Source organism: Shinella granuli, assembly GCF_004341885.1.
GTDB lineage: Bacteria > Pseudomonadota > Alphaproteobacteria > Rhizobiales > Rhizobiaceae > Shinella > Shinella granuli.
Genome location: NZ_SLVX01000024.1, coordinates 16,956 through 39,144 on the forward strand (window position 1 = coordinate 16,956; position 22,189 = coordinate 39,144).

General features: G+C 66.3%; 21 protein-coding genes. 5 read left to right on the forward strand and 16 right to left on the reverse strand.

Annotation, left to right across the window (positions count from 1 at the left end; all coding sequences use genetic code 11):
• Positions 1–102 precede the first annotated feature (102 nt).
• On the forward strand, positions 103–426 hold the full coding sequence (locus EV665_RS26095; RefSeq protein ID WP_133036310.1) for a hypothetical protein: 324 nt from the start codon (positions 103–105) through the stop codon (positions 424–426).
• Positions 427–482: 56 nt separating this feature from the next.
• Here the strand turns inward: EV665_RS26095 and EV665_RS26100 are convergent, their stop codons facing one another.
• From EV665_RS26100 to EV665_RS26150, 11 genes are all read right to left on the reverse strand, one after another.
• Positions 483–1,256 carry a TSUP family transporter gene (locus EV665_RS26100; protein ID WP_133036311.1) on the reverse strand — a complete coding sequence of 258 codons (774 nt, stop codon included), beginning with the start codon at positions 1,254–1,256 and terminating at the stop codon, positions 483–485.
• Positions 1,253–2,422: a mandelate racemase/muconate lactonizing enzyme family protein gene (locus EV665_RS26105; RefSeq protein WP_133036312.1), complete on the reverse strand. Its 1,170-nt coding sequence runs from the start codon at positions 2,420–2,422 to the stop codon at positions 1,253–1,255. Before EV665_RS26105 ends, EV665_RS26100 begins: the two co-directional genes overlap by 4 nt.
• A 7-nt stretch (positions 2,423–2,429) precedes the next feature.
• Positions 2,430–3,164, reverse strand: a complete 735-nt coding sequence (locus EV665_RS26110) for an SDR family NAD(P)-dependent oxidoreductase (RefSeq protein ID WP_133036368.1) — start codon at positions 3,162–3,164, stop codon at positions 2,430–2,432.
• A gap of 8 nt (positions 3,165–3,172) precedes the next feature.
• On the reverse strand, positions 3,173–4,651 hold the full coding sequence (locus EV665_RS26115) for an NAD-dependent succinate-semialdehyde dehydrogenase (protein ID WP_133036313.1): 1,479 nt from the start codon (positions 4,649–4,651) through the stop codon (positions 3,173–3,175).
• A gap of 27 nt (positions 4,652–4,678) precedes the next feature.
• The gene (locus tag EV665_RS26120; RefSeq protein WP_133036314.1) at positions 4,679–5,725 is read right to left on the reverse strand and encodes a tagatose 1,6-diphosphate aldolase; all 1,047 of its coding nucleotides are present in this window, start codon (positions 5,723–5,725) and stop codon (positions 4,679–4,681) included.
• A gap of 11 nt (positions 5,726–5,736) precedes the next feature.
• On the reverse strand, positions 5,737–6,648 hold the full coding sequence (locus EV665_RS26125) for a sugar kinase (protein ID WP_133036315.1): 912 nt from the start codon (positions 6,646–6,648) through the stop codon (positions 5,737–5,739).
• Entirely contained in the window at positions 6,645–7,721 is a 1,077-nt protein-coding gene (locus tag EV665_RS26130; protein ID WP_133036316.1) for an ABC transporter ATP-binding protein, read from the reverse strand. The genes EV665_RS26125 and EV665_RS26130 overlap by 4 nt, the downstream gene beginning before the upstream one ends.
• Positions 7,722–7,725: 4 nt before the next feature.
• Positions 7,726–8,724 carry an alcohol dehydrogenase catalytic domain-containing protein gene (locus EV665_RS26135; protein ID WP_245507835.1) on the reverse strand — a complete coding sequence of 333 codons (999 nt, stop codon included), beginning with the start codon at positions 8,722–8,724 and terminating at the stop codon, positions 7,726–7,728.
• 5 nt (positions 8,725–8,729) lie between these two features.
• On the reverse strand, positions 8,730–9,554 hold the full coding sequence (locus tag EV665_RS26140) for a carbohydrate ABC transporter permease (RefSeq protein WP_064333952.1): 825 nt from the start codon (positions 9,552–9,554) through the stop codon (positions 8,730–8,732).
• Between the two features lie 10 nt (positions 9,555–9,564).
• Positions 9,565–10,440: a carbohydrate ABC transporter permease gene (locus EV665_RS26145; protein ID WP_064333951.1), complete on the reverse strand. Its 876-nt coding sequence runs from the start codon at positions 10,438–10,440 to the stop codon at positions 9,565–9,567.
• A gap of 69 nt (positions 10,441–10,509) precedes the next feature.
• A complete protein-coding gene (locus EV665_RS26150; protein WP_064333950.1) occupies positions 10,510–11,802 on the reverse strand; it encodes an ABC transporter substrate-binding protein in 1,293 nt (430 codons plus the stop codon).
• Positions 11,803–12,011: 209 nt separating this feature from the next.
• Here EV665_RS26150 and EV665_RS26155 point away from each other — a divergent pair, with 209 nt between their 5' ends.
• Positions 12,012–13,040, forward strand: coding sequence for a LacI family DNA-binding transcriptional regulator (locus tag EV665_RS26155; RefSeq protein WP_064333949.1), 1,029 nt, complete (start codon positions 12,012–12,014; stop codon positions 13,038–13,040).
• A 40-nt stretch (positions 13,041–13,080) separates the two neighbouring features.
• On the opposite strand, the gene EV665_RS33130 is transcribed toward EV665_RS26155, so the two are convergent.
• From EV665_RS33130 to EV665_RS26175, 5 genes are all read right to left on the reverse strand, one after another.
• Positions 13,081–13,212 (reverse strand): hypothetical protein, encoded by a 132-nt coding sequence (locus EV665_RS33130; protein ID WP_281048282.1) that lies wholly within the window; start codon positions 13,210–13,212, stop codon positions 13,081–13,083.
• Positions 13,213–13,230: 18 nt separating this feature from the next.
• Entirely contained in the window at positions 13,231–13,647 is a 417-nt protein-coding gene (locus EV665_RS26160) for an organic hydroperoxide resistance protein (RefSeq protein ID WP_133036317.1), read from the reverse strand.
• Between the two features lie 132 nt (positions 13,648–13,779).
• A complete protein-coding gene (locus EV665_RS26165; protein ID WP_133036318.1) occupies positions 13,780–15,093 on the reverse strand; it encodes an ATP-binding protein in 1,314 nt (437 codons plus the stop codon).
• Positions 15,090–15,830 carry a response regulator gene (locus tag EV665_RS26170; RefSeq protein ID WP_064333947.1) on the reverse strand — a complete coding sequence of 247 codons (741 nt, stop codon included), beginning with the start codon at positions 15,828–15,830 and terminating at the stop codon, positions 15,090–15,092. Before EV665_RS26170 ends, EV665_RS26165 begins: the two co-directional genes overlap by 4 nt.
• An 83-nt stretch (positions 15,831–15,913) precedes the next feature.
• Positions 15,914–16,957 (reverse strand): alpha/beta fold hydrolase, encoded by a 1,044-nt coding sequence (locus tag EV665_RS26175; RefSeq protein WP_133036319.1) that lies wholly within the window; start codon positions 16,955–16,957, stop codon positions 15,914–15,916.
• 406 nt (positions 16,958–17,363) lie between these two features.
• Here EV665_RS26175 and EV665_RS26180 point away from each other — a divergent pair, with 406 nt between their 5' ends.
• The 3 genes from EV665_RS26180 (at position 17,364) to EV665_RS26190 (ending at position 22,147) form a co-directional block, all read left to right on the forward strand.
• On the forward strand, positions 17,364–19,115 hold the full coding sequence (locus EV665_RS26180) for a cytochrome c biogenesis protein DipZ (RefSeq protein ID WP_133036320.1): 1,752 nt from the start codon (positions 17,364–17,366) through the stop codon (positions 19,113–19,115).
• A 36-nt stretch (positions 19,116–19,151) separates the two neighbouring features.
• Positions 19,152–19,907, forward strand: coding sequence for an alpha/beta hydrolase (locus EV665_RS26185; RefSeq protein ID WP_133036321.1), 756 nt, complete (start codon positions 19,152–19,154; stop codon positions 19,905–19,907).
• Between the two features lie 269 nt (positions 19,908–20,176).
• Positions 20,177–22,147: a hybrid sensor histidine kinase/response regulator gene (locus EV665_RS26190; protein ID WP_133036322.1), complete on the forward strand. Its 1,971-nt coding sequence runs from the start codon at positions 20,177–20,179 to the stop codon at positions 22,145–22,147.
• The last annotated feature ends 42 nt before the right edge of the window (positions 22,148–22,189 follow it).

A 22,189-nucleotide genomic window follows, 5' to 3' on the forward strand; every position in this document is an offset into this window, starting at 1 on the left:
TGTAAAATGCGATCATCTATTGTGATCACACTTTATGATCATGATTTTGAATGTCAAGGATCGCCGGCGCGATTTTTTTACGGCCGATGATGGGAGGGAAACATGATTGTCGAAGCGACCAACTACTTCGCAAAGGAGGGCTTGGCCGACGCGGTGCTCAAGCAGCGCCGCCAGGCAAGCGACATCAGGCACAGGCTCGGGCTTGCGCCAGGACTGATCCTCCTGAAACTGGAAGGAGACGGCCCGGATGTGCGCTGGGAGTGCAGGTTCGCTTCAAGAGAGGCTTACGAGGCCGACCGGGCGGCCAGGGCGGCCTCCCCGGACTTCGAGGAGGCCCGCAGGGCCATGCATCGCCTGCTGGTGAAATTCGAACGACATGTCAGCATGGAAGCCGACGCGGGCGGCCACACGTTCCAGAGTGGTTGATATCCCGGCCTTTGCGCCGGAGGGACGGCGGTCAATCGGCGAGGCGGAATGCCGCGTCATGCATGAGCGGGAACGGCCCCGAGGATCACGGGCGCGATCAGGGAAACGCCGGACAGCAAGAGCAGCACGAAGGCTGCGAAGCGGAGCGTGCGTGCCGAAAGCGCCGGGGGCCAGCGGCGCGCCAGATAGGTCGAAACCAGGACGGCCGGCAGACCGGCAAGCGCCCAGACAAGCGCGTGATGCTGCCAGTCGCCATTTGCCCCGACGAGGCCGAGACGGAAGACCGAGTTGAGCGCGAAGATCGCCACGAGCGTCTCGCGGACGACCCGATGCGGCAGGGGCTGGCGGTAGAACTGGAAGACCAGCGGCGGCCCCGCGGTGGAGAAGAGCCCGCCCATCAGGCCGCCAAGCGCACCGAAGAACAGGAAGGCAGGCCCGCCCGACTGCTGCGCCAGCGGCGACGGCCGCCGGATCAGCTGGAGGCTCGACACGATGATGGCGAACCCGAGAATGAGGCGCAGCGCCGACAGCGACGAGGCCGCCAGAAGCGTCAGCACCCCGTAGCCGGCGGCGACCATGGGCAGGGCGCCGGCAAGCGACAGAAGGAACGGTTTCACGGCGATATCCCGCCAGCCGCGCGCCAGCACCATCATGGCATTGGCAAGTGTCAACAAGCTGACGACGATGGCGGCTTCCGGCAGCGGGACAAGGTCCGTCAGCGCCAGGGCGCCCATCAGCAACAGGCCGAAGGCGAAACCCGTCAGGGTCTGCACATAGGCCGCCACGAAGGCGAGCGCGGCGAAGACGGCAAGTTCGCTCGTGCCGATCATGCCGCGGGGCCGGACGCCAGGAAGAGGGTACGGAAGGGTTCGAGCCGATCGAGATCCGGCACCGTTCCGAGGCCCGGCTCTTGCGGCAGCACGACGACGCCCTCCTCCACCACGGGCCATGCGGGCGCGACCGCGTCGCGCAGCGGATTCGGATTGACGTCGATTTCGAGCAGCCCGTCCCCGCCGGCTGCCGCCAGGATATGGGCCGAGGCGGCAAGGCCGATGCCGGCGCCGAGGAAATGTGGGCAGTAGCGCCGGCCTGCGGCGATTGCGGCCCGGGCCACCGCGCGGCATCCTGTCGGTCCACCCCATTTTGCCGCATCAGGCTGGATGACGGAGAGGTGGCCGGCGCCGATCGCCGACCGGAAGGCCCGCAAACCGGCAAGGTTCTCCCCTCCGGCCAGCGGCGTTGCGGTCAGCCGCGCAAGCTCGCCCCAAACGGCCGGCCCGGCATCCACACGCACCGGCTCCTCCACCCAGCCGAGCCCGAGATCGGCGGTCGCCAACAGGAAGTCCCGCGCCGCTTCCGGGGAAAACGCCTGGTTGGCGTCCGCATGCAGCGTTTCCCCGGGCTGCAGGCTCCCGGCGAGCGCACGGATCAGCGCCAGGTCGCGATCGAAGTCGAAACCGACCTTGACCTTGAAGTCGCGGTAGCCGGCCGCACGGGATTTCGCCACGACCGTTTCGGCGTCGCGGATATGGATACCGCTGGCATAGGCGCGCACCGCGCCCGCCGCATCGGGCGACAACGCCGCGGCAAGCGGCACGCCGCGGTGGCGGGCAGCGAGGTCCCAATAGGCCATGTCGAAGCCGGCGATCACCTGCGCATAGGCGCCTACCTCCCCGGTCTGCAGCACGAGTATGTGCGTTGCCGCTGTCAATTCCTTCCAAAGATCCGCCGGATCGGGCAACGGCCTGTCGAGGATGCGCGGCGCGATATCCGAGACGAGCAGGCGTGCGCGATGCTCCGCGCCACACGCCGGCCAGTTGCACCAGATCTCCCCCCAGCCGACCAGGCCCGCATCATCCTCCAGCCGCACCAGCACGGCCGGCCGGTCCCTCATCGTGCCGAAGGACGTCGAGACAGGTTTTTCGAGCGGCACGCGGAAGACATGCGCCTCGACGGACCTGATCACAGGGGAACGGGTGGACCCTGCCTTGCTCATGGCATCCTCATCCCGCAAGGAAGCCGCCGTCGACGGCATAGACCGTTCCGGTGGCATAGCGTGCAGCCGGCATGGTGAGAAAGACGACCGCGCCCGCCACCTCCTCCGGCTGGCCCCAGCGCTTCAGCGCCGTGCGCGCGGCGATCCGGTCGCGATGCGCGATATCCTTGCGCCCTTCGCTGTTGATCGCCGTCTCGATATAGCCGGGCGCGACGGCGTTGACCCGGATCCCCTCCTCCGCCCAGGCAAGCGCGAGGGCCTTGGTCAGCATCACGACGCCGCCCTTGCTGGCGCAATAGGCCGGAAGGCGGGGCAAGGCGGCGAAGGCGTTCATGGAGGCGATGTTGACGATCGAGCCGCGGCTTGCGGCAAGATGCGGGCGAAAGGCCGTGGAGGTTCGGAAGGTGCCAGTCAGGTTGACGTCGAGCACGCGCTGGAAGGTCTCTATCCGGAACTCCTCGTCGCGGGCGAGGATGCCCGCGCAATTGACGAGCGCATCGACCCGCTCGAAGCGGGCGGCGAACGCCGCCACGGCCTCGTCGGAGGTAACGTCCAGGACGTCGAGATCGACGGCCGGAAGGCGCGCCAGAGCGGAGCGGTCGAGCGCGGCGCGGTCGTGGCCGGTCGCCACGACCTTCGCACCACGGGCGTGGAACAGTGCGGCAATCGCCGAGCCGATATCGCCCGCACCGCCGACAACGACGACCTGGAAACCGGGCGGAAAGGCGAAAGGATCCGTCATCTCGCCCATCAGATGCCTGCCACGGCGACATATTTCAGTTCGAGGAAACCCTCGATGCCGTAGGAGGAGCCTTCCCGCCCCATGCCCGACTGCTTGACGCCGCCGAACGGTGCCATCTCGTTGGCCAGCATGCCGGTGTTGACGCCGACCATGCCCGCCTCCAGCGCTTCGGCGACCCGCCAGACGCGACCGAGGTCACGCGCGTAGAAATAGGAGGCGAGACCGAACTCGCTGTCGTTCGCCATGGCGATGACCTCGTCCTCGTCGCGGAAGGTGATGATGGGAGCGAGCGGCGCGAAGGTCTCCTCCTTCGCCACTTTCATGTCCTGCGTGATGCCGCTCATGACGGTCGGCTCGAAGAAGGTGCCGCCAAGCGCGCTGCGCTTGCCGCCGACGAGAATCCTGCCGCCCTTGGCGAGCGCGTCGCCGACATGCTCCTCCATCTTGGCGACGGCCCTGTCGTCGATCAGCGGCCCCTGGCCGACGCCCGCCTCCGTGCCGCGGCCGAGCGTGATCGCCGAGACCTTTTCCAGGAGCCTGGCTGTGAACGCCTCCGCGACGGTCTCCTGAACATAGATGCGGTTCGCGCACACGCAGGTCTGGCCGGCATTGCGGAACTTGGAGATCATCGCGCCCTCGACCGCCGCGTCGATGTCGGCGTCGTCGAACACGATGAAGGGCGCATTGCCGCCAAGCTCGAGCGACAGGCGCTTGATGCCGTCCGCCGCCTCCTTCATCAGCCAGCGCCCGACGCCGGTCGAACCCGTGAAGGTGATCTTCGCGACCTTCGGATTGTGGCAGAACTCCATGCCGATCGGCCGTGCCTCGCCGGTGACGACCGAGAACACGCCCGCCGGCACGCCCGCACGCTCCGCCAGAACGGCTAGCGCGAAGGCCGAGAGCGGCGTCTGGGCCGCTGGCTTCAAGATCATGGAGCATCCGGCGGCAAGGGCAGGCCCTGCCTTCCGCGTGATCATCCCGTTCGGGAAGTTCCAGGGCGTGATGGCCGCGCAGACGCCCACGGGCTGCTTGAGCACCATGATGCGCTGGTTGCGGTTCGGGCCGGGAATGATGTCGCCGTCGATGCGCTTGGCCTCTTCCCCGAACCATTCGAGATAGGCGGCATTGGAGATGATCTCGCCCCTCGCCTCGCCGAGGGGCTTGCCCTGCTCGGCGGTGAGGATCTGGGCGAGGTCGTCCGCATTCTCGACGATGAGCTCGTACCAGCGCCGCAGGACGGCGGCCCGCTCCTTGGCGGACCGCCGTGCCCATTCGACCTGCGCGAGGGCCGCCGCGTCGATCGCCTGGCGAACCACCTCCACGCCGAGATCCGGAACACGGGCGATGACCGATCCGTCGAATGGATCCGTGACCGTGATGGTCCTGCCGTCCACCGCGCCCAGCCAGCGGCCGGCCACATAGGCCTTATCGGTCAAGAGGGACCGGTCCTTCAGGGCCGGCACCGGCTGCGTCGATCGATCGTCCATGGTCGTTCCTTCCGTCAATGGCCCGTGTCAGGCAGCGGCATAGCTCTTGGCGAAGTCGCCTTCATTGTGGATCTCCTGGAAGGCGGGCGCCTGCGGGGTCCAGCGCGGGGCCTTGGCTGCGGTGAGCGCGCTCAGGCGCTCCACCACGGCCACGCCTTCCTCCGCAAGAGCCCTGGCGACGGCAGCGGTATCCGGGAAATGCGAGCGGATCGCATTGAGCCAGATGGTGCGGCCCGCCAGGAAACCGCCGGCGCCGGCGGCATAGGCATAGTCGAGCACGCATTCGAACTTTTCCGTCGCCGCGCCACCCGACAGCAGCACCCACGGAATGCCCGCATCGGCGCAGATCTTGCCGATCGCATCGAATTCCCGCTGGGCGGCAAGGGCAGCCGCGCTGCCGTCGCGCGGCGGCAGGCTGTTCGCGGCAAGCGGGCTTTCGAGTTTCAGGAGATCGACGCCGTATTCGGGCTTTGCGAATTCACGCACGCTCTCGATCACGAGTTCCGGCAGCTTGGTCGGCGATTCGACATAATCCGCCGTATGGCCCGCGGTGCCGAGGAACGGGAACACGAGCAGTTCGAGCACATAGGCAATGTCGTGGCGACGGCAATCCTCGCCGATCTTGCGCACGAACGCCTTCTGGTGCTCCAGAACCTCGGCCGAGGCGTCCGGCCGATACCAGGCAAGCACCTTGACCGCATCGCCGCCGAGACGGCGGATCTTCTCGACGCTCCAATCGGCGATGACCTTGGACTTACGGCCGCCCTCGGTCTCCTCCGTGCGGTGATCCTCCAGGGTGACGATCAGGCCGCAGTCCGGCGGCAGCACGTCGATAGCGGCGGGAATGGCATAGTTCGGATCGAACAGCATGGAGCTGCAATGCGGGGCGAGATTCTCGACGAGAAGGCGCTTTGCGGTGATCATGTCGGAGAAGGCGACGTCCGACTTGTCGATGCCGCGCGCCGCCGCGAGCGCTTCGAAGAGCGGCGGACGCTGGTCGAGCGCCACCATGCAGAAGTGGCCGTCCTTGTTGGCGAGACGGGCAAGGCCGCGGGTTTTTCCAAGTGTAAGCATGACGTTTCCTTTCAGGATGATTTCAGATCGTCGAGGGAGGGAATGGCGGCACGGCCGCCGGGCCGTGTGCATTTCAGGGCGGCGACCGCGCTGGCAAAGCCAAGTGCATCGGCAATGCCGAGGTTCGCCCCGATCGCGAAGGCATAGGCGCCGTGGAAGACATCGCCGGCGGCCGTGGTGTCGACGGCATGGACGGCCGGGGCCGGCATGTCGTGCCTGCCGGAACCGTCCTGCCAGACGAGGCCGTCGCCACCTCGGGTGACCGCGACCATCCGGCAGCCGAAGCCCGCCGCCAGCGTCAGCGCCGCATCCAGGTCCTCTCCGCCGAAGCCGCGCAGGCCGGGCTCGGAGAAGACGGCGTGGTCGGTCAACGGAAGCAGGCGTTCGAAGATATCGGCGTCGGCGACGTCACCGTCGAGAACCGTCGGGATGCCGCGGCGCCGCGCCGCGGTGAAAAGCGCCTCCGCGCCCTCCGGCCAGCGCGGATCCGCCAGCACGCAATCGGCAGAAAAGCTAGCAAGCGGAAGCCAGGCGGGATCGGCCGGATAGCGGCCGCGGAAATTGACGATCTGCCGCTCGCCGCGCGCATCGACGATGACGCCCGAGACGGACGATGCCCCGCCCTCGAAGAGCCGGAACTGGCCGATGTCGACACCTTCGGCCGCAAAGGCCTCCGCCATGAGGCGGCCTGCATCGTCGTCGCCCGCCCTGCCCCAGAACGAAGCCCGGCCACCAAGCCTTGCGACGGTCACCGCGGCATTCGCCGCCATGCCGCCCGGTTCGGTCAGGTGCTCGCCCGCGCGGATCTTCTCGCTGCCGCCGGAAAACGGTGTTTCGACCCGCCAGATGCGATCGAGCGCGGAGAGCCCGAGGCAGATGATCGATGGTGCAGCCCCCTCGGGTATGATCGGCGGGCGGATCATCGGATGGCCTTTCCATCCGCGCTGTCGAAGAGATGCGCCTTGCCGACCTGCGCGGCGAAGGCCAGCCCGTCGCCGACCTTCGGCCTCAGTTCGGGGTTGACGCGGGCAACGGTCCGTACGCCCGCAAGATCGAAATGCGTGAGCGTGTCGGAGCCAAGCGGCTCGACGAGGTCGATCGTAACGAGCAGCGCGCCGGCGACGTCGTCGGCAGGAACGAGATGTTCCGGCCGGATGCCGAGCACCGCCTTGCTCCTGCCGCCGAGCGCGGCCTTCAACCCGTCCGGCACAGGCGCGGCAAGATGCGGCGCGCCTTCGAACACGAAGCCGTCGCCCGAGCGCCGGATGTCGAAGAAGTTCATCGCCGGGGAGCCGATGAAGCCGGCGACGAACTGGTTCGCGGGCGTCTCGTAGACGTCTTCCGGCCGGCCGAACTGCTGGATCTCGCCGCCTTTCAGGACCACGATGCGATCCGCCATCGTCATCGCCTCCACCTGGTCGTGGGTGACGAAGATCATGGTGGTCTTCAGCTCCTGCGACAGCGCCTTGATCTCGGTGCGCACCTGGCCGCGCAGCTTGGCGTCGAGGTTGGAGAGCGGCTCGTCGAACAGGAAGACCTTCGGGTCGCGGACGATCGCCCGCCCCATGGCGACACGCTGGCGCTGGCCCCCGGACAGCGCCTTCGGCTTGCGCTCCAGGAAGGGCTCGATATGCAGCAGGCCGGCGGCACGGCGCACGCGCTGGTCGATCTCCGCCTTGCTCATGCCGCGCAGCTCGAGCGCGAAGGCCATGTTGTCGTAGACGGTCATGTGCGGATAGAGCGCATAGTCCTGGAAGACCATGGCGATGTCGCGCTTGGAGGCCGGCACGTCGTTGACCTTCGTCTCGCCGATGAAAAGCTCGCCCGAGGTGGACGGTTCGAGACCGGCGATGATGCGCAGGAGCGTGGACTTGCCGCAGCCGGACGGACCGACGAAGACGACGAACTCCTCGTCGGCGATCTCCAGGTCGAGGCCGGGGATGATGGTGAGCTCGCCGAACTTCTTGGCGATGTTCCTGATCGTGATCGAGGCCATGGTGTCACCCAAACGAAAGGACGGGCTTGATGAGCTTGCCTTCGGCGAAGCGGGCGAAATTCTCCGGCAGGTCGTCGAGACCGAAGGCGGCGTCGACGAGCCGGCGATAGCGCTCCTTGTTGGCGCGCAGCAGTTCGACATTCGGCGCGAAGTCGCCGACCGGGAAATAGAAGGTGCGGATCATGTAGAAGTCCTTGCGGCGGAAGATCTTGCCTTCCTCGATGGTCCAGGGCGCGGCGTTCTCCCCGACCAGCATCAGGGCCCCGCGCGGCAGGACCAGCTCTATGCCGAGATTGCGCGCCACATGCGCGCCGGAGCATTCGAAGATCAGCTTGAAACGCTTGTCGCGCGCGCCGACGGGATGGGCCTTCGCCCCGAAGGAAACGGCGATCGCCAGCCGCTCCTCGTTCGGATCGCTGACATGGATGTCCTCATAGCCAAGGCTCGATAGCGCCAGCACCACGCCGAGCCCGACCGGGCCTGCACCGGTCACGAGGACCGGCACAGACCCTTCGGGAGGAACGAGTGGCATGGCGAAGCGAACGGCGTGTGCGGACGTCCCGATCGTGTCGAGCAGCAGCGGGGCGAGGTCGTCCTCGATATCATCGGGGACGGGCAACAGGCAGTTTTCCGGAACTGGCACATATTCGGCATAGCCGCCCGGCCGGTTCCAGCCGATCAGGCTCGATACTTCCAGGCACATCTGCGTATCGCCCGCACGGCAGGCATCGCAATGGCCGCAATGCACCGGGATGTAGACCGCGCAGCGCTGTCCGTGGCGCGGATGGCCCGGCTGTTCGACCACGCCGAAAATCTCGTGGCCGGCGGTGAACTCAGCCCCCTTGTACCAGAGCTTGAAGTCCGAGCCGCAGAGCGCGGTGCGCAGCACCTTGACCAGCACCTCGCCCTGCCCGACGGGCGGCAGGTCCCGGGTTTCGATGGTGATCCTGCGGTCGCCGTGGAAGACGGAGGCGCGCATGCGGGCATTCTTTCTGTCTGTCATCCTGATCATCCCTTGACGGCACCGAGGGTTAGCCCTGCGACGAGCCAACGCTGGACGAGGATCGCGAGCGCGAGCGGCGGCAGCGCGATGAGCGTGGCGGCTGCCATCAGCGAGCCCCACTGGGTGGAACCTTCGCCGACGAAGTTGAAGGCGGCGGCAATCAGCGTCTTCGTGTCGGAGTTCGACAGGATCAGCGAGAAGAGGAAGAAGTTCCACGAGAAGACGAAGGCGAGGATCGACGCGACCGCGACGCCCGAGCCGACGAGCGGCAGGGCGATCCGCCAGAGAATGCGGGTCACCGAGCAGCCGTCCATCTGCGCCGCCTCGAAGACGCTGCGCGGAATGTTGTCGAAGAAGGGAAGCAGCACCCAGATGACGATCGGCATGGTGATCACCGCATGGCTGAGGATCAGCGCCGTGTAAGAGCCGATCAGCCCGACCTCGCGGAACATGATGTACCAGGGCAGCAGGAACAGCGTGCCCGGCGCCATCCGCGCGGCAAGCGTCAGGACGGCCGGCCAGGTGATGCGCGACCAGGAGACGGCGAAGGCGGCCGGGATGCCGAAGGCGAGGCCAAGCAGCGTCGATCCGATGGTCACCACGAAGCTGTTGACCGCATAGGACAGGAACGGCGTCGTCTGCCACAGCGTGACGTAGTTCTCGAAGGTCGGCTGGAAGAACAGCGTCGGCGGATAGGCCGTCACCTCGAAGGACGGCTTGAAGGAGGAAAGCACCATCCAGACGGTCGGCGCCAGGATAAGGATGCCCGCGACGGTCAGTTGCAGCGTGTTCAGCCAGTGGACCCAGCGGGGGCTCGAATGGTCGTTCATCGTCGTCTCCTTACCAGGCGACCGCGTTGCGCAGGCGGTTGAGCACGAGCACGGCGGCCAGCACGATGGCCGAGAGCGTGATCATGAGCGCGCTGGCATAGCCGATGTTGAAGAACTCGAAACCGACCCGGAACCCGTAGATGTTGAGCGTGTTCGAGGCATTGCCCGGCCCGCCCTGGGTGGTGATGTAGATAATGTCGAAGAAGCGCAGCAGATCGACGCTCCGCAGCACGGCGGCCGTGACGATGGTCGGCAGCAGCAGCGGCAGGGTGATGCGCCGGAAGATGCGGAACGGAGAAGCGCCGTCGATCTGGGCGGCCTCGTAGACGCTGGGCGGCAGGGACTGCAGCCCGCCGAGAACGATCAGCGCGACATAGGGCGCCCATTGCCAGGTATCGATCAGGGCGATGGTCGGGATCACCCAGGTCGGAGAGGCCAGCCATTCGGAGGCCGGAAGGCCGAGCGACACCAGGATGTAGTTGGCCGCGCCCAAGGAGGGGTCGAGAATGACGAGCCACATCATGCCGGCCACCACGGGCGGCATCATGAAGGGCGAGATCAGAAGCGAACGCAAGAGGCCGGACAACCGCTTGGAATGAAACAGCAGCATGGCGAGATAGATGCCGGCGACGAGCTGCAGGACCATGGACAGGGCGTAGAGCGCGAAGGTGACGTAGAGGCCGTTCCAGAACTCGCCGTCGGCAACGAGCGCCGCATAGTTGGCGCCGCCTGCAAAGCTCGCCTCCCCCGTCGACGAGAACGCGTGGAAGCCGAGCCAGATCGTGTAGACCACCGGAAAGGCGATCATGGCGACGGTGAAGAGGACCGCCGGTGCGGAGAGCGCGGCAAGCTGCCGTCCCTGGCTGTTGGTCGAGCCTGGAGTCATTGTCCGGTCCTTCCAGTGGGCGATTGCGTCGGATACCGGGTCCCGCCGAAGCAGGACCCGGCAGATGCGCTACTTGCGGGCGATCAGGCCGTCGAGCGCGCTGTCGGCGGCGGCGCATGCCTCCTCGACCGACCGCTGCCCGAGAAGCACGTCCTGCACGGCCTGGCCGATATAGTCCCGCGATTCCGGATTGGCGATGATGGGGTAGCCGACTTCGGAAGACCCGTCGGACGCCAGCACGCCGAGCGCCGCCTGCCAGCTCGCCCGCACGGGCGCCTCGGCGATCCAGGCCTTGTACTCCTCCTCGGCGGCGACGGAGGCGCGCGGCGAGGCGACACCCTGAAGCGCCAGGCGCTTCTGCATTTCCGGGCTGGAGGCCCACTGCACGAAGTACCAGGCCGCATCCTTCCTGGCGCTGCGGCTGGAAATCGCAAGGCCCCAGCCGATCGCCGTCGGGACAGTTCCCGCCTCGCCGGCCGGCAGCGGAATCACATCCGTGTCGTTCAGACGCTCGCCGCCCTCCATGATGGTGCGCAGTTCGTTGGAGGATTCGAAGGCCATCGCCGCCCGGCCGCTGCGATAGAGCGCGGAGATCTGGTAGAAGCTGTAGTTCGCCGCGCCGGGCGGCCCGTATTCGCGCATCAGGTCGCCGTACCAGGCGATGGCCTTCTGGCCCGCCGGCGCGCAGAGGGCCGACTTGCCGTCGACGATGTAGGTGCCGCCCATATTGTGCAGGACGTTGCTGAACGTATAGGCGATCGCCGGCTTCAGGCCGCGCGAGGCGAAGGGCGTGACGCCGGCGTCGCACTCCTTGATCTTTTCGGCCGCGGCCCGCACGTCGTCGAGCGAAGCCGGCTTGGCAAGGCCGCATTTCTCGAAGATATCCGTCCGGTAGTAGAGCAGCGGGCCTTCGAGGTTGAGCGGGATGCTGGTCAGCTTGCCATCGAATGTCGCAGCCTTTACGAGAGCGGGGCTCACACCTGCGAAATCGTATTCCGGAGCCACGGAGCCCTGCGTATAGGCCGAAAGGTCGGCATACCAGCCGGAGGCCGCGAACTGCTGCCCTTCGCGGGAGGCGAGGGTCATGAACACATCGATCTCGTCGCTGCCGGAATTGAGCACGGTGACGAGGCGCTGGCGCATCTGCTGCTCCTGGTAGGAGTCGACCCGCAGGTTGATCCCGGTCAGCGCGGTGAATTCATCCTTGTAGGACAAGACCGCCTGGGACCAGGGATTGTTGTTGGCCAGGAATGAAACCGTTTCACCTTCATGCGCCTTCCAGTCGAAGGCGAAGGCGGAGGTCGCCGTCCCGGCCAGGAGCACGGACAGGACAACAGCAGGGATAGAACGATTTTTCAGCATATCTTCCTCCACAAGGCCGCTTTCAGCGGCAGATCGAGCGCTTCTCCCGAGCGCAATCTCTATGTAACCGGTTACATATTATGTTGCAGGCGTCGCTGTCAACACTCAGTCTTCATGAAATTAATGCTGCATTGCAAGGCTATTTCCGTTTGACATTCACGAGCTGATCGTCACACAACAATGTAACGTTACATGATCCAGGCGGTTGCATGACCAGTGAGAAGGAAAAGACAGGCATCCGGGCGGTCGCGAAGCTTTCGGGCGTCTCGACGGCAACGGTCTCGCGCGCCCTCAACAATCCTCAGAGCGTGAGCGAAGACCTGCGCGCCCGCATTCAGCGGGTGATAGACGAGACCGGCTACGTGCCGCACGGCATGGCACGGGCTTTGTCCAGCAACAGGACGCGCACGATCGGCGCCATCATCCCCACCATCGACAATGCCATGTTCGCCCGCGGGATCGAGTCGCTGCAGAAATTCCTCTCCTCGCGCGGCTACATGCTCATTCTCTCGACGAACGGCTACGATATCGATGTGGAGCTGGAGCAGGCACGCAACCTGATCAGCCGTGGCGTCGACGGGCTCATCCTGCGCGGCGACTGTCACCACCAGGCGCTGCGTGACCTGCTGGCGGCCCGCGACGTGCCCTTCATCAATGTCGGCATCTACAATCCGAGCCAGCCGCATCCGAGCATCGGCGTCGACAACGAGGCGGCCGCGCACCGCGCCATGATGCATCTCATCGAGATCGGCCACCGCCGCATCGGCGTAGTCAGCGCGCTCCAGCGCAACAACGACCGCGCCAGCGCGCGAATAAGGGGGTTCCGCCGTGCCCTTGCCGAACACGGGCTGGACCTGCCGGAAGCGTGGCATGTCGAGGTGCGCTACACGCTGGACGATGCGCGGGAAGCCGCGCGGCAGATCCTCATGGCTCCGAGTGTCCCGACGGCCATCGCCTGCGGCAATGACGTGCTCGCCTATGGCGTCATGCTGGAAGCGGAGCGCAGGGGCCTGAAGATTCCCGCCGACCTTTCGGTCGTCGGCTTCGACGACCTCGAATGGAGCCGCCACCTGCGCCCCGCCTTGACGACGCTCCACGTTCCGACGGACCTGACCTGGAAGGGCGCCGGCGAGTATATCCTCGCCCGCCTCGACGGCCACAAGGTTCCCACGCACTACGAGGTGGATTACGCGCTCGTCGTGCGCGAATCGACCGCCCCGCCGGCGAGCACCCCGTAGCGATACGCCAAAGGGTGATCGAGCCCGGCCCGCGCGCCGGTCATGGTTGCAGATGGATGACCGACAGCGCGACAAGGCCGGCCAGCGGCGACGGTTCCGGCGAAAAGGCGTCGTAGGCGCAGGGCGCCGCAAGCACGGCGCCCATCAGCAGGCAAGCGAGGATATGTTTCATCGCGCCCTCCCGTGCCCGTCAGGCCAGCGCCAGGACGACATCGATATTGCCGCGCGTCGCCTTGGAATAGGGGCAGATCTGGTGTGCCTCGTCCACAAGCGCGCGTGCAAGCGCAGGCTCGAGGCCGGGCAGGCCGATGTTCAGGCGGGCCTGAAGAAAGTAGGCGTCGCCCGCCGTGCCGAGGTCCACTTCCGCAACGACGACGGTTTCCGCCGGCAGCCGGATCTTGCGCCCGGCGGCGGCGCGGCCGAGCGCTCCGATGAAGCAGGCGGACCAGCCGGCGGCGAAGAGCTGTTCGGGATTGGTGCCGGCCCTGCCGCTGCCCGGCGGCGAAAGGCGGACGTCGAGCTGCGCGTCGTCGCTGCGGGCGGCGCCTTCGCGGCCGCCGGTGGTACGGGTCCTGCCGGTATAGAGAACCTTCTCGATCCTGCTCATGGGATGCTCCTTGGTTTGGTCGCCTTCTGCGACGCTGTTGACCGGAGCGTTCTGACGGGCCCACGTATCCGGCATGTTTCCGGAACGCGCGAAAATGTATCGAAACGTAGCCGCCCCGACGTCGCTGTGCTTTCAGGGCAGCACGATCTCGGCGGCAAACCCGCCGCCTGGGCGGTTGGAGAGCCGGACCGTCCCGCCGAGCGCGGCGGCGAGCTGCTGGGCGATGGCAAGGCCGAGACCCGTGCCGCCGGTTTCCCGGTTGCGCGACTGCTCCAGCCGGAAGAAGGGCTGCATGGCGGCCTCAAGCTTCTCCGCCGGTATGCCCGGCCCGCGATCGAGCACGGCGATGATGGTCTCGCCCCCGCCTCCCCGCCGAACGCCGATTTCGGCGCTGCCGGCATATTTCAAGGCATTGTCGACGAGATTGGCCAGGATGCGGCGGAGCGCATGGGGCTTCGTCGCGACCGTGCCGGACACCATGCCGACAACCTGAACGGCCTTGCCGGTATCCTGGTAGTCGTAGGCGATGCTGTCGATGAAGGAGGACAGGTCAATGCGCGAGGCCTTCTCGCCATTGCCATGGGCGCTGCGGGCATAGGCGATGCCGTCCTGCACCAGCCGTTCGATTTCCGAAAGGTCGTGCACCAGCTTGTCTCGCTCGGGCGTATCGTCCGCCATGTCGGCGCGCAGGCGCATGCGCGTGATCGGCGTCTGCAGATCGTGGGAGATGGCGGCAAGAATCTGTACCCGCTCTTCCAGATAGTGCACGATGCGCTCGCGCATGGCGTTGAAGGCCGTCGCCGCATGGGTGACCTCGCTCGGCCCGCCCTCGTCGAGCGGTAGGCCCGGCCGGTTGGGATCGAGCGCGTTGGCGGCGGCGGCGAGCGTTTCCAGCGGCCGCACCGCCAGCCGGACCGCATACCAGGCGCAGAGCAGAAGCAACGCCATCTGCACGACGAAGACATAGGGCAGCCAGTCCGCCACCGGCATGACGCCGCGCGGCGTGATGTCGATCGTCAACGGGCTTCCGTCGCTGAGCGCCAGATGCGCCTGCAAGCGCGGCACGTCGCCGGGAACGGATTCGACGCGCAGGGGGAACCGGTGGCCGACCGCCTCCTCGATCCGCGCCACGATCTCGGCACTGAGCCGCGAGGTTTCCGGCACGCCGGGCAGGCCCTCCCCCAGCACGAACCGGTAGTTGCCGCGGCCGAGGCGATCGACGAGGCCGGCCCGCTCGCCCGCCGGCAGCCGGTCCAGGACCGCGATCGATGTCGCCACGTCGTTTTCCAGCGTGCCCAGCATCACCGCCTTCGCGGACATGTAGCGCTCCAGATAGAGCACGCTGAAGGACAGGCCGTAGGCAACGGCCAGACCGACGAAGAGGATGAGGAATATCCGGGCGCGCAGGGTGCCCGGCAGCAGGCGGGAGAGACCCGCCGAACTCATGGCCGTGGCTCCGAGATTGCGATGGGAACCGAGAAGACGTATCCTTCGCTGCGCACCGTCTTGATATAGGTGGGCTCGCGCGCGTCGTCGCCCAGCCGCTGGCGCAGCCGGCTGACGAGAAGATCGATGGAGCGGTCGAAGAATTCCGCGTCGCGCCCCTGCGTGAGATTCAGCAACTGGTCGCGATTGAGCACGCGCTGGGGATGATCGATGAAGACGCGCAGGAGGCGGTATTCCGCGCCGCTGAGCGCGATCTCCGTACCGTCCCGGTCGAGGAGATGGCGGCCGACGGTATCGAGCCGCCAATCGCCGAAGCTCAGGACCTGGCCGGCCTCGCTGATCTGCAGGTTCGGAGGCAGCATGCGCGTGCGCCGAAGCACGGCCTTGATGCGGGCGAGCAATTCGCGCGCCGCGAAGGGTTTCGCGAGATAATCGTCGGCCCCCATTTCGAGCCCGATGATGCGGTCCATCTCGTCGCTGCGGGCCGTCAGCATCAGGATCGGCGTCGCCTTGTGCTTTCCCGCCCGCAGCTCCCGGCAGAGCACGAGCCCGTCGTCGCCCGGCATCATCACATCGAGCACGATGAGATCGACGGCATTGGCTTCGAGAAAGGCGCGCATCTGGCGGCCATCGGCGGCGATGGTCGTCCTGAGCCCGTTCTTCTTCAGGTAGGACGACAGCAATTCGCGGATCTCACGGTCGTCGTCGACGATCAGGATATGGTCGATATGCTCCATGGGAACTTCCGAAATCTGTGCGCCAGCCTCACATGTAGACCGTGCGCCGCTGGCCGCGAAGGGGAGAAATGCGGCAACGCGCCTTAAATCCGCGCAACGTCGAGCACGGCCCTGGCGAAATCCTCCGGCGCCTCCTGCGGCAGGTTGTGGCCGATGCCGCCGCCAATCGTACGATGCTCGTATGGCCCGACGAACTTCTTCGCGTAGACGGCAGGATCGGGATGCGGCGCGCCGTTGGCATCGCCCTCCAGCGTGATCGTCGGGAGGGCGATGGAAGGCGCCTCCGCGAGACGGCGCTCGTAGGCGTCGTATTGCGCCTCCCCCTTCGCAAGGTCCAGGCGCCATCGATAATTGTGGATGGTGATCGCGACATGATCGGGATTGTCGAAGGCCGCCGCCGAACGCTGGAAGGTCGCGTCGTCGAACATCCAGGTCGGCGACGCCGTGCGCCAGATCAGCCTTGCGAAATCGGCCGTGTGCGCTTCATAGCCGGCGCGGCCCCGCTCGGTCGCAAAATAGAACTGATACCACCAGGCGAGCTCCGCCGCGGGCATGAGCGGTTCGCGGTTGACCGCCTGGCTGCCGATCAGATAGCCGCTCACCGAAACCATGGCCTCGCAGCGCTCCGGCCAGAGCGCGGCCATGATGTTGACGGTGCGCGCGCCCCAGTCACAGCCGGCGACGATCGCCTTTTCGATGCCGAGGGCATCCATCAGCGCGATCATGTCGGCGGCGAACGCGGATTGCTGGCCGTTGCGCGGCGTCTCCTGCGACAGGAAGCGCGTGGTGCCATAGCCGCGCAGATAGGGCACGATGACCCGGTAGCCGGCCGCCGCAAGTATGGGCGCGACATCGACATAGGTGTGGATGTCATAGGGCCAGCCGTGCACCAGGAGCACCGCCCGGCCGCCGGACGGGCCGAGCTCGGCATAACCGATATCGAGCACGCCGGCCCTTGTCTGTCTCAGCGCCGGGAAAGATGCGATCGCCCCGCCCCTGGCGACAGAGGATGACGCGGCGGACGACTGTGCGTTCGCAACGGCCGCCAGGCCGAACTCGGCGGCGGCGAGGGTCATGGCGGCAAGGCCGAAGAAACGGCGGCGCTCGGGATTGATCGTGTCGGGCATGGGCTTTCTCCTGCTGGAATGAACATGGCGGGAAAAAAGCCGGCGGCATGTATCCCGACTGTGTCTCCTGCGGCATCTTTCTGCATGCGGATGTAACATCCGGCCGTCCGGATACGTTCTGATACAATTCCGTCCCGGAGCATTTTCGGTGAGGTCCACTCGCCGAACGGTTCATCTCTTTGTTCCTTCAATAAAATATCTGCGCCCGTTTGCCGGAATTGCTCCAGCCGCCTGCCGGGCACGGCGGCACTCGTCGCACATCCCCGGCAACCGGCGCCGCCCTACACTTCGGTACAAATCCCCCCGGTCCCGGACACATGCGGGATACGTCCTGCTGGCGATATCGCCCTGCCGGCCGTGCTGCGTCGCCGCCCGGTAACCGGACACCCGTTCAAAGGAAACGACGATGACGCTTCTGATCATTGCCTATCTGGCGGGCGCACTGACCATCCTCAGCCCGTGCATCCTGCCCATCCTTCCCTTCGTCTTCGCTCGCGCGGGGCAGCCGTTCGTGTCGAGCACGCTGCCGATGCTAGCCGGCATGGCGGCAACCTTCACGCTGGTCGCGACGCTGGCCGCGGTCGGCGGCAACTGGGCGATCCATGCCAACGAATATGGCCGCATCGCCGCGATCGGGCTCCTCGCCATCTTCGGCGCCAGCCTGCTCTCCCCCCGCATCGCGAGCATTGCCGCCCGCCCGATCGTCGACATCGGCAACAGGCTGATGAACGCCTCGGGACGCACCGGCTCGGCCCCGGCAGCCGCCCGCTCGCTGCTGCTCGGCATCGCGACCGGGCTTCTGTGGGCGCCCTGCGCCGGCCCCGTCCTCGGCATCGTACTGACCGGCGCGGCGCTCAAGGGGGCCAATCTCGAAACGACGGCGCTCCTGCTCGCCTACGCCGCCGGCGCCGCGACCTCGCTTGGCCTGGCCCTTGCGGCCGGCGGCAAGGTCTTCGCCGGCATGAAGAAGTCCCTCGGCATCGGCGAGCGGGTTCGCCAGGGGCTCGGCGTTGCGGTCCTGGCGGGCGTCGCGGCCATCGCACTCGGCCTCGATACGGGCCTGCTGGCGCGGCTTTCCTATGCCGGCACCGCATCCTTCGAGCAGGCCGTGCTCGACCGGCTGCGCCCAACACCCCGAAGCGGGGCCGTCACCGTCGCATCCGCGGACAAGACCCAGGCCTTCCAAAGCGGCTTGCCGATCGAAGGGGCGGCCCCCTCGCTCGATGGCGCCGTCACATGGCTGAACTCGCCGCCGCTTACCACAGGGCAACTGCGCGGCAAGGTCGTCCTCGTCGATTTCTGGACCTATTCCTGCATCAACTGCATCCGCACCGTACCCTATGTCCGCGCCTGGGCGGAGAAGTACCGGGATCAGGGCCTTGTCGTCGTCGGCGTGCACGCACCGGAATTCGCCTTCGAGAAGAAGATCGGCAACGTCAGGAAGGCGGCCAGCGACCTGCGCATCACCTACCCGGTCGCGATCGACAACGACTATGCCATCTGGCGCGCCTTCCAGAACAGCTACTGGCCGGCCCATTACCTGATCGATGCCGACGGACAGGTCCGCTACCACCATTTCGGCGAAGGCAACACCGCCGAGACCGAGCAGGCGATCCGCGATCTCCTGCGCGAGGCCGGCGGCAGGATGGCCGAAACCACGCTGGTGAACCCGGACGCGAAGGGCGCCGAGGCGGGTCCCGACCTCCGGAACATCCGCTCCGGCGAAACCTATCTCGGCTATCAGCGCGCAACGAACTTCGCCTCGCCGGAGGGCGTCGCTGCCGACACCACGCAGACCTACACCATCGCCAGCCCCACCCTCAACCGCTGGGGCCTCTCCGGACGCTGGACCATCCACGCCGAGCAGGCGACGCTCGATCAGCCGGACGGCCGCATCGCCTACCGCTTCAGCGCACGCGACTTGCATCTCGTCCTCGGGCCTGCCGTCGACGGCAAGCCTGTCCGCTTCGAAGTGACGATCGACGGCAAGGCGCCGGGCGCCGATCACGGCGCCGATATCGACGCGGCCGGCCGCGGCACGGTCTCCGGAACCAAGCTCTACCAGCTCGTCCGCCAGGCGGGCGCAGTGAAGGAGCGCACGTTCGAGATCCGGTTCCTCGACCCCGGCGTCGAAGCCTACGCCTTCACCTTCGGCTGAACCTTCCCTCCCAAACCTGAACCACAGGAGAAAAGCATGAAACAGACCCTTTCCACCCTCGCCCTCGCCCTTGCCGCCAGCGTCATCGCCTTTGCCGCGCAGGCCGCCGACGTGAAGAACATCGTCATTGTCCACGGCGCGCTTGCCGATGGCTCCGGCTGGCGCCGGGTCACCGACATTCTCGTGGGCCGCGGCTTCAACGTCACGATCGTGCAGCAGCCGATCACCTCGCTTGCCGACGACATCGCGGCCACCGGGCGGGTGCTGGCGCTCCAGGACGGGCCGACCCTGCTCGTCGGCCACAGCTATGGCGGCATCGTCATCACGGAGGCGGGCCACGATGAGAAGGTCGCCGGCCTCGTCTATGTCGCCGCCTTCCAGCCGGACAGGGGCGAAAGCCTTCTCGGCCTCGCAAGCTCGAAACCGGCGAGCGCCATGAACATTCGCGAGACCAGGGACGGCAGGTTCCTCTATATCGACCCCGCGACCTTCCCGAACGATTTCGCGGCCGACCTGCCGAAGGACGAGGCAGCCTTCCTCGCCAGGTCCCAGGTCTTTGCCGCCAAGGAGGCCTTTGCCGCGAAGGTCGGCGATCCGGCATGGAGAACCAGGAAGAGCTGGGCGATCGTCGCCACGGCGGATCGCTCGATCCATCCGGACCTCGAACGCGACATGGCCAGACGCGCCGGCAGCGATATTACCGAGATCGACGCCAGCCACGCGGTGTTCGCCTCACAGCCCGAAAAGGTCGCCGAGGTGCTCGAACGCGCGGCAAAGGCCCTCTCCCGTTAAACACGCAGCAGCCGCCGTTTAAGGCTATCACGGCAAAGGCCGCCACCAATCTGGAGGGAGCGGCGGCGGCCTGTCTTGCCGGACGAAAGCCGCCGGATTGAGCTTGCCGCAGACCGGCCTGATTGGCGGGATCGTCATTCTCTGCGATAGGTTCGATCCTGAAGCCGGCCTTGCGGGCCGCCAACTCGCGGGAAAGCGAATCCAGGCCACGCCATGGAACCTTTCCACGTCTTCAACGTTCGGTGCAGTTGGCTCTTGAGGGGAAAAACATGCATGGGGAAGAGGCATCGGCGCTTATCGGCGAGGACCGGTACAGGCTGCTGGTGGACGCGATTACCGATTATGCCATCTACATGCTGGACCGGCAGGGCAATATCGTCAGCTGGAATGCCGGGGCGAGCCGCTTCAAGGGATATGAGGCGAAGGAGGTAATCGGGACGCATTTCTCCCGCTTCTATCGTTCCGTCGATCGCGACAAAGGCCTTCCCTCGCTCGCCTTGAAACATGCGGCAGAGGAAGGCCGGTTTGAAGGCGAAGGCTGGCGGGTGCGCAAGGACGGGTCCGAATTTTGGGCCCATGTCATCGTTGATCCCATCCGCGACAACGATGGCAACCTCATCGCCTTTGCCAAGATCACCCGCGATCTGACCGAAAGGAAGCAGGCGGAGGAGCAGCTTCGCAAATCGGAGCAGCAGTTCCGTCTTCTCGTGCAGGGCGTCACCGACTATGCGATCTACATGATGGACGCGGAGGGCCGCGTTTCGAGCTGGAATTCCGGCGCGGAGCGCATCAAGGGCTACCGGCCTTGCGAGATCATCGGCATGCACTTCTCCCACTTCTTTCCCGAGCAGGACAGGCTTGCCGGCATTCCGGAACAGGCGCTGGAAACCGCCCGCCGGGACGGCCGCTACGAGTCGGAAGGCTGGCGGCTGCGAAAAGACGGTACACGCTTCTGGGCCAATGCCATCATCGACGCCATCCGCGGCGGCGACGGCTCGCTGATCGGCTTTGCGAAGGTCACGCGCGACATAACGGAAAAACGCGATGCGCAGCAGGCGCTCGAACGGGCAAGGGAAGAGCTTTTCCAGGCGCAGAAGATGGAGGCGCTCGGCCAGTTGACCGGCGGCGTCGCCCATGACTTCAACAACCTCCTGATGGCCGTCCAGGCGAGTCTCGACCTACTGCAGCGGCGCATCTCGCCCAGCCCGGAGGCACAATCCCTGATCGACAACGCCCTGCAGGCGACGCGTCGCGGGGCATCGCTCACCCAGCGGCTGCTGGCATTTTCCCGGCGTCAGGATCTGGATTTCGCGTCCGTCGATCTCTGGATGCTCATCCGTGGCATGACAGACATGCTGCAGCGTTCCATCGGCCCGGCCGTCGTCGTCGAAACGCATTTCCCCCTGAACCTGCCTTCGGTACGGACTGACCCCAACCAGATGGTGAGCGCTCTCCTCAATCTGGCGATCAACGCGCGGGACGCGATGCCGGAAGGCGGCCGTCTTGTCATTGGCGCGCGGCTTGAAGCCGATGCCGCCGCAATGCATCCCGACCTGCAGGAAGGAGCCTATCTCTGCCTCTATATCCAGGATGAGGGACACGGCATGGATCCCGACACGCTGAGAAACGCAGCATCGCCTTTCTTCACGACAAAGGGCATCGGCAAAGGGACGGGCCTTGGCCTTTCCATGGTGCAGGGATTGATGGCGCAGTCCGGCGGAAAGCTCGTGCTCCACTCCACACCCGGCGCGGGGACGACCGCGGAGCTGTGGCTCCCGGTCCTCGAAGACGGTGCAAAGGCCGTCGGATCGGCAAGGCAGGAGGGGCCATCCGAGCCGCCGCTTCCGGAAAAGGTCCACTCGCTGTCCGTCCTTGCCGTGGACGACGATCCGCTCGTGCTGATGAACACCGTCATGATGCTGGAAGACATGGGCCACACCGTCTGCGAGGCGGGCTCCGGCACCAAGGCCCTGGCATTTCTGGCCGAGCGCAGCATCGATCTCATCGTCACCGATCAGGCCATGCCGCACATGACCGGCTCCCAGCTTGCCGATATCGTCCGCGAGCGCTGGCCGGGCATCCCGATCATTCTCGCCACAGGCTATTCGCAACTGCCGCCGGAAGCGCGCGCGGATCTGCTTCGTCTGTCCAAGCCATTCAGCGAACGCCAGCTCGAGGATGTCATACGTCGAGCCATGTCCGGCGACGGCCCGCAACCGCGCCCTTCGTACGATAGATGACCGATCTCGTCCGGCTTGACGAAAAACCGGGACATGCCCCAT

Coding starts and splice junctions, on each gene's coding strand:
- EV665_RS26190 (WP_133036322.1), top strand. CDS start 20,177: ATGCATGGGGAAGAGGCATCGGCGCTTATCGGCGAGGACCGGTACAGG.
- EV665_RS26125 (WP_133036315.1), bottom strand. CDS start 6,648: ATGATCCGCCCGCCGATCATACCCGAGGGGGCTGCACCATCGATCATC.
- EV665_RS26150 (WP_064333950.1), bottom strand. CDS start 11,802: ATGCTGAAAAATCGTTCTATCCCTGCTGTTGTCCTGTCCGTGCTCCTG.
- EV665_RS26185 (WP_133036321.1), top strand. CDS start 19,152: ATGAAACAGACCCTTTCCACCCTCGCCCTCGCCCTTGCCGCCAGCGTC.
- EV665_RS26180 (WP_133036320.1), top strand. CDS start 17,364: ATGACGCTTCTGATCATTGCCTATCTGGCGGGCGCACTGACCATCCTC.
- EV665_RS26170 (WP_064333947.1), bottom strand. CDS start 15,830: ATGGAGCATATCGACCATATCCTGATCGTCGACGACGACCGTGAGATC.
- EV665_RS26095 (WP_133036310.1), top strand. CDS start 103: ATGATTGTCGAAGCGACCAACTACTTCGCAAAGGAGGGCTTGGCCGAC.
- EV665_RS26145 (WP_064333951.1), bottom strand. CDS start 10,440: ATGACTCCAGGCTCGACCAACAGCCAGGGACGGCAGCTTGCCGCGCTC.
- EV665_RS26100 (WP_133036311.1), bottom strand. CDS start 1,256: ATGATCGGCACGAGCGAACTTGCCGTCTTCGCCGCGCTCGCCTTCGTG.
- EV665_RS26165 (WP_133036318.1), bottom strand. CDS start 15,093: ATGAGTTCGGCGGGTCTCTCCCGCCTGCTGCCGGGCACCCTGCGCGCC.
- EV665_RS33130 (WP_281048282.1), bottom strand. CDS start 13,212: ATGAAACATATCCTCGCTTGCCTGCTGATGGGCGCCGTGCTTGCGGCG.
- EV665_RS26135 (WP_245507835.1), bottom strand. CDS start 8,724: ATGACAGACAGAAAGAATGCCCGCATGCGCGCCTCCGTCTTCCACGGC.
- EV665_RS26120 (WP_133036314.1), bottom strand. CDS start 5,725: ATGCTTACACTTGGAAAAACCCGCGGCCTTGCCCGTCTCGCCAACAAG.
- EV665_RS26140 (WP_064333952.1), bottom strand. CDS start 9,554: ATGAACGACCATTCGAGCCCCCGCTGGGTCCACTGGCTGAACACGCTG.
- EV665_RS26130 (WP_133036316.1), bottom strand. CDS start 7,721: ATGGCCTCGATCACGATCAGGAACATCGCCAAGAAGTTCGGCGAGCTC.
- EV665_RS26155 (WP_064333949.1), top strand. CDS start 12,012: ATGACCAGTGAGAAGGAAAAGACAGGCATCCGGGCGGTCGCGAAGCTT.
- EV665_RS26105 (WP_133036312.1), bottom strand. CDS start 2,422: ATGAGCAAGGCAGGGTCCACCCGTTCCCCTGTGATCAGGTCCGTCGAG.
- EV665_RS26115 (WP_133036313.1), bottom strand. CDS start 4,651: ATGGACGATCGATCGACGCAGCCGGTGCCGGCCCTGAAGGACCGGTCC.
- EV665_RS26175 (WP_133036319.1), bottom strand. CDS start 16,957: ATGCCCGACACGATCAATCCCGAGCGCCGCCGTTTCTTCGGCCTTGCC.
- EV665_RS26110 (WP_133036368.1), bottom strand. CDS start 3,164: ATGACGGATCCTTTCGCCTTTCCGCCCGGTTTCCAGGTCGTCGTTGTC.
- EV665_RS26160 (WP_133036317.1), bottom strand. CDS start 13,647: ATGAGCAGGATCGAGAAGGTTCTCTATACCGGCAGGACCCGTACCACC.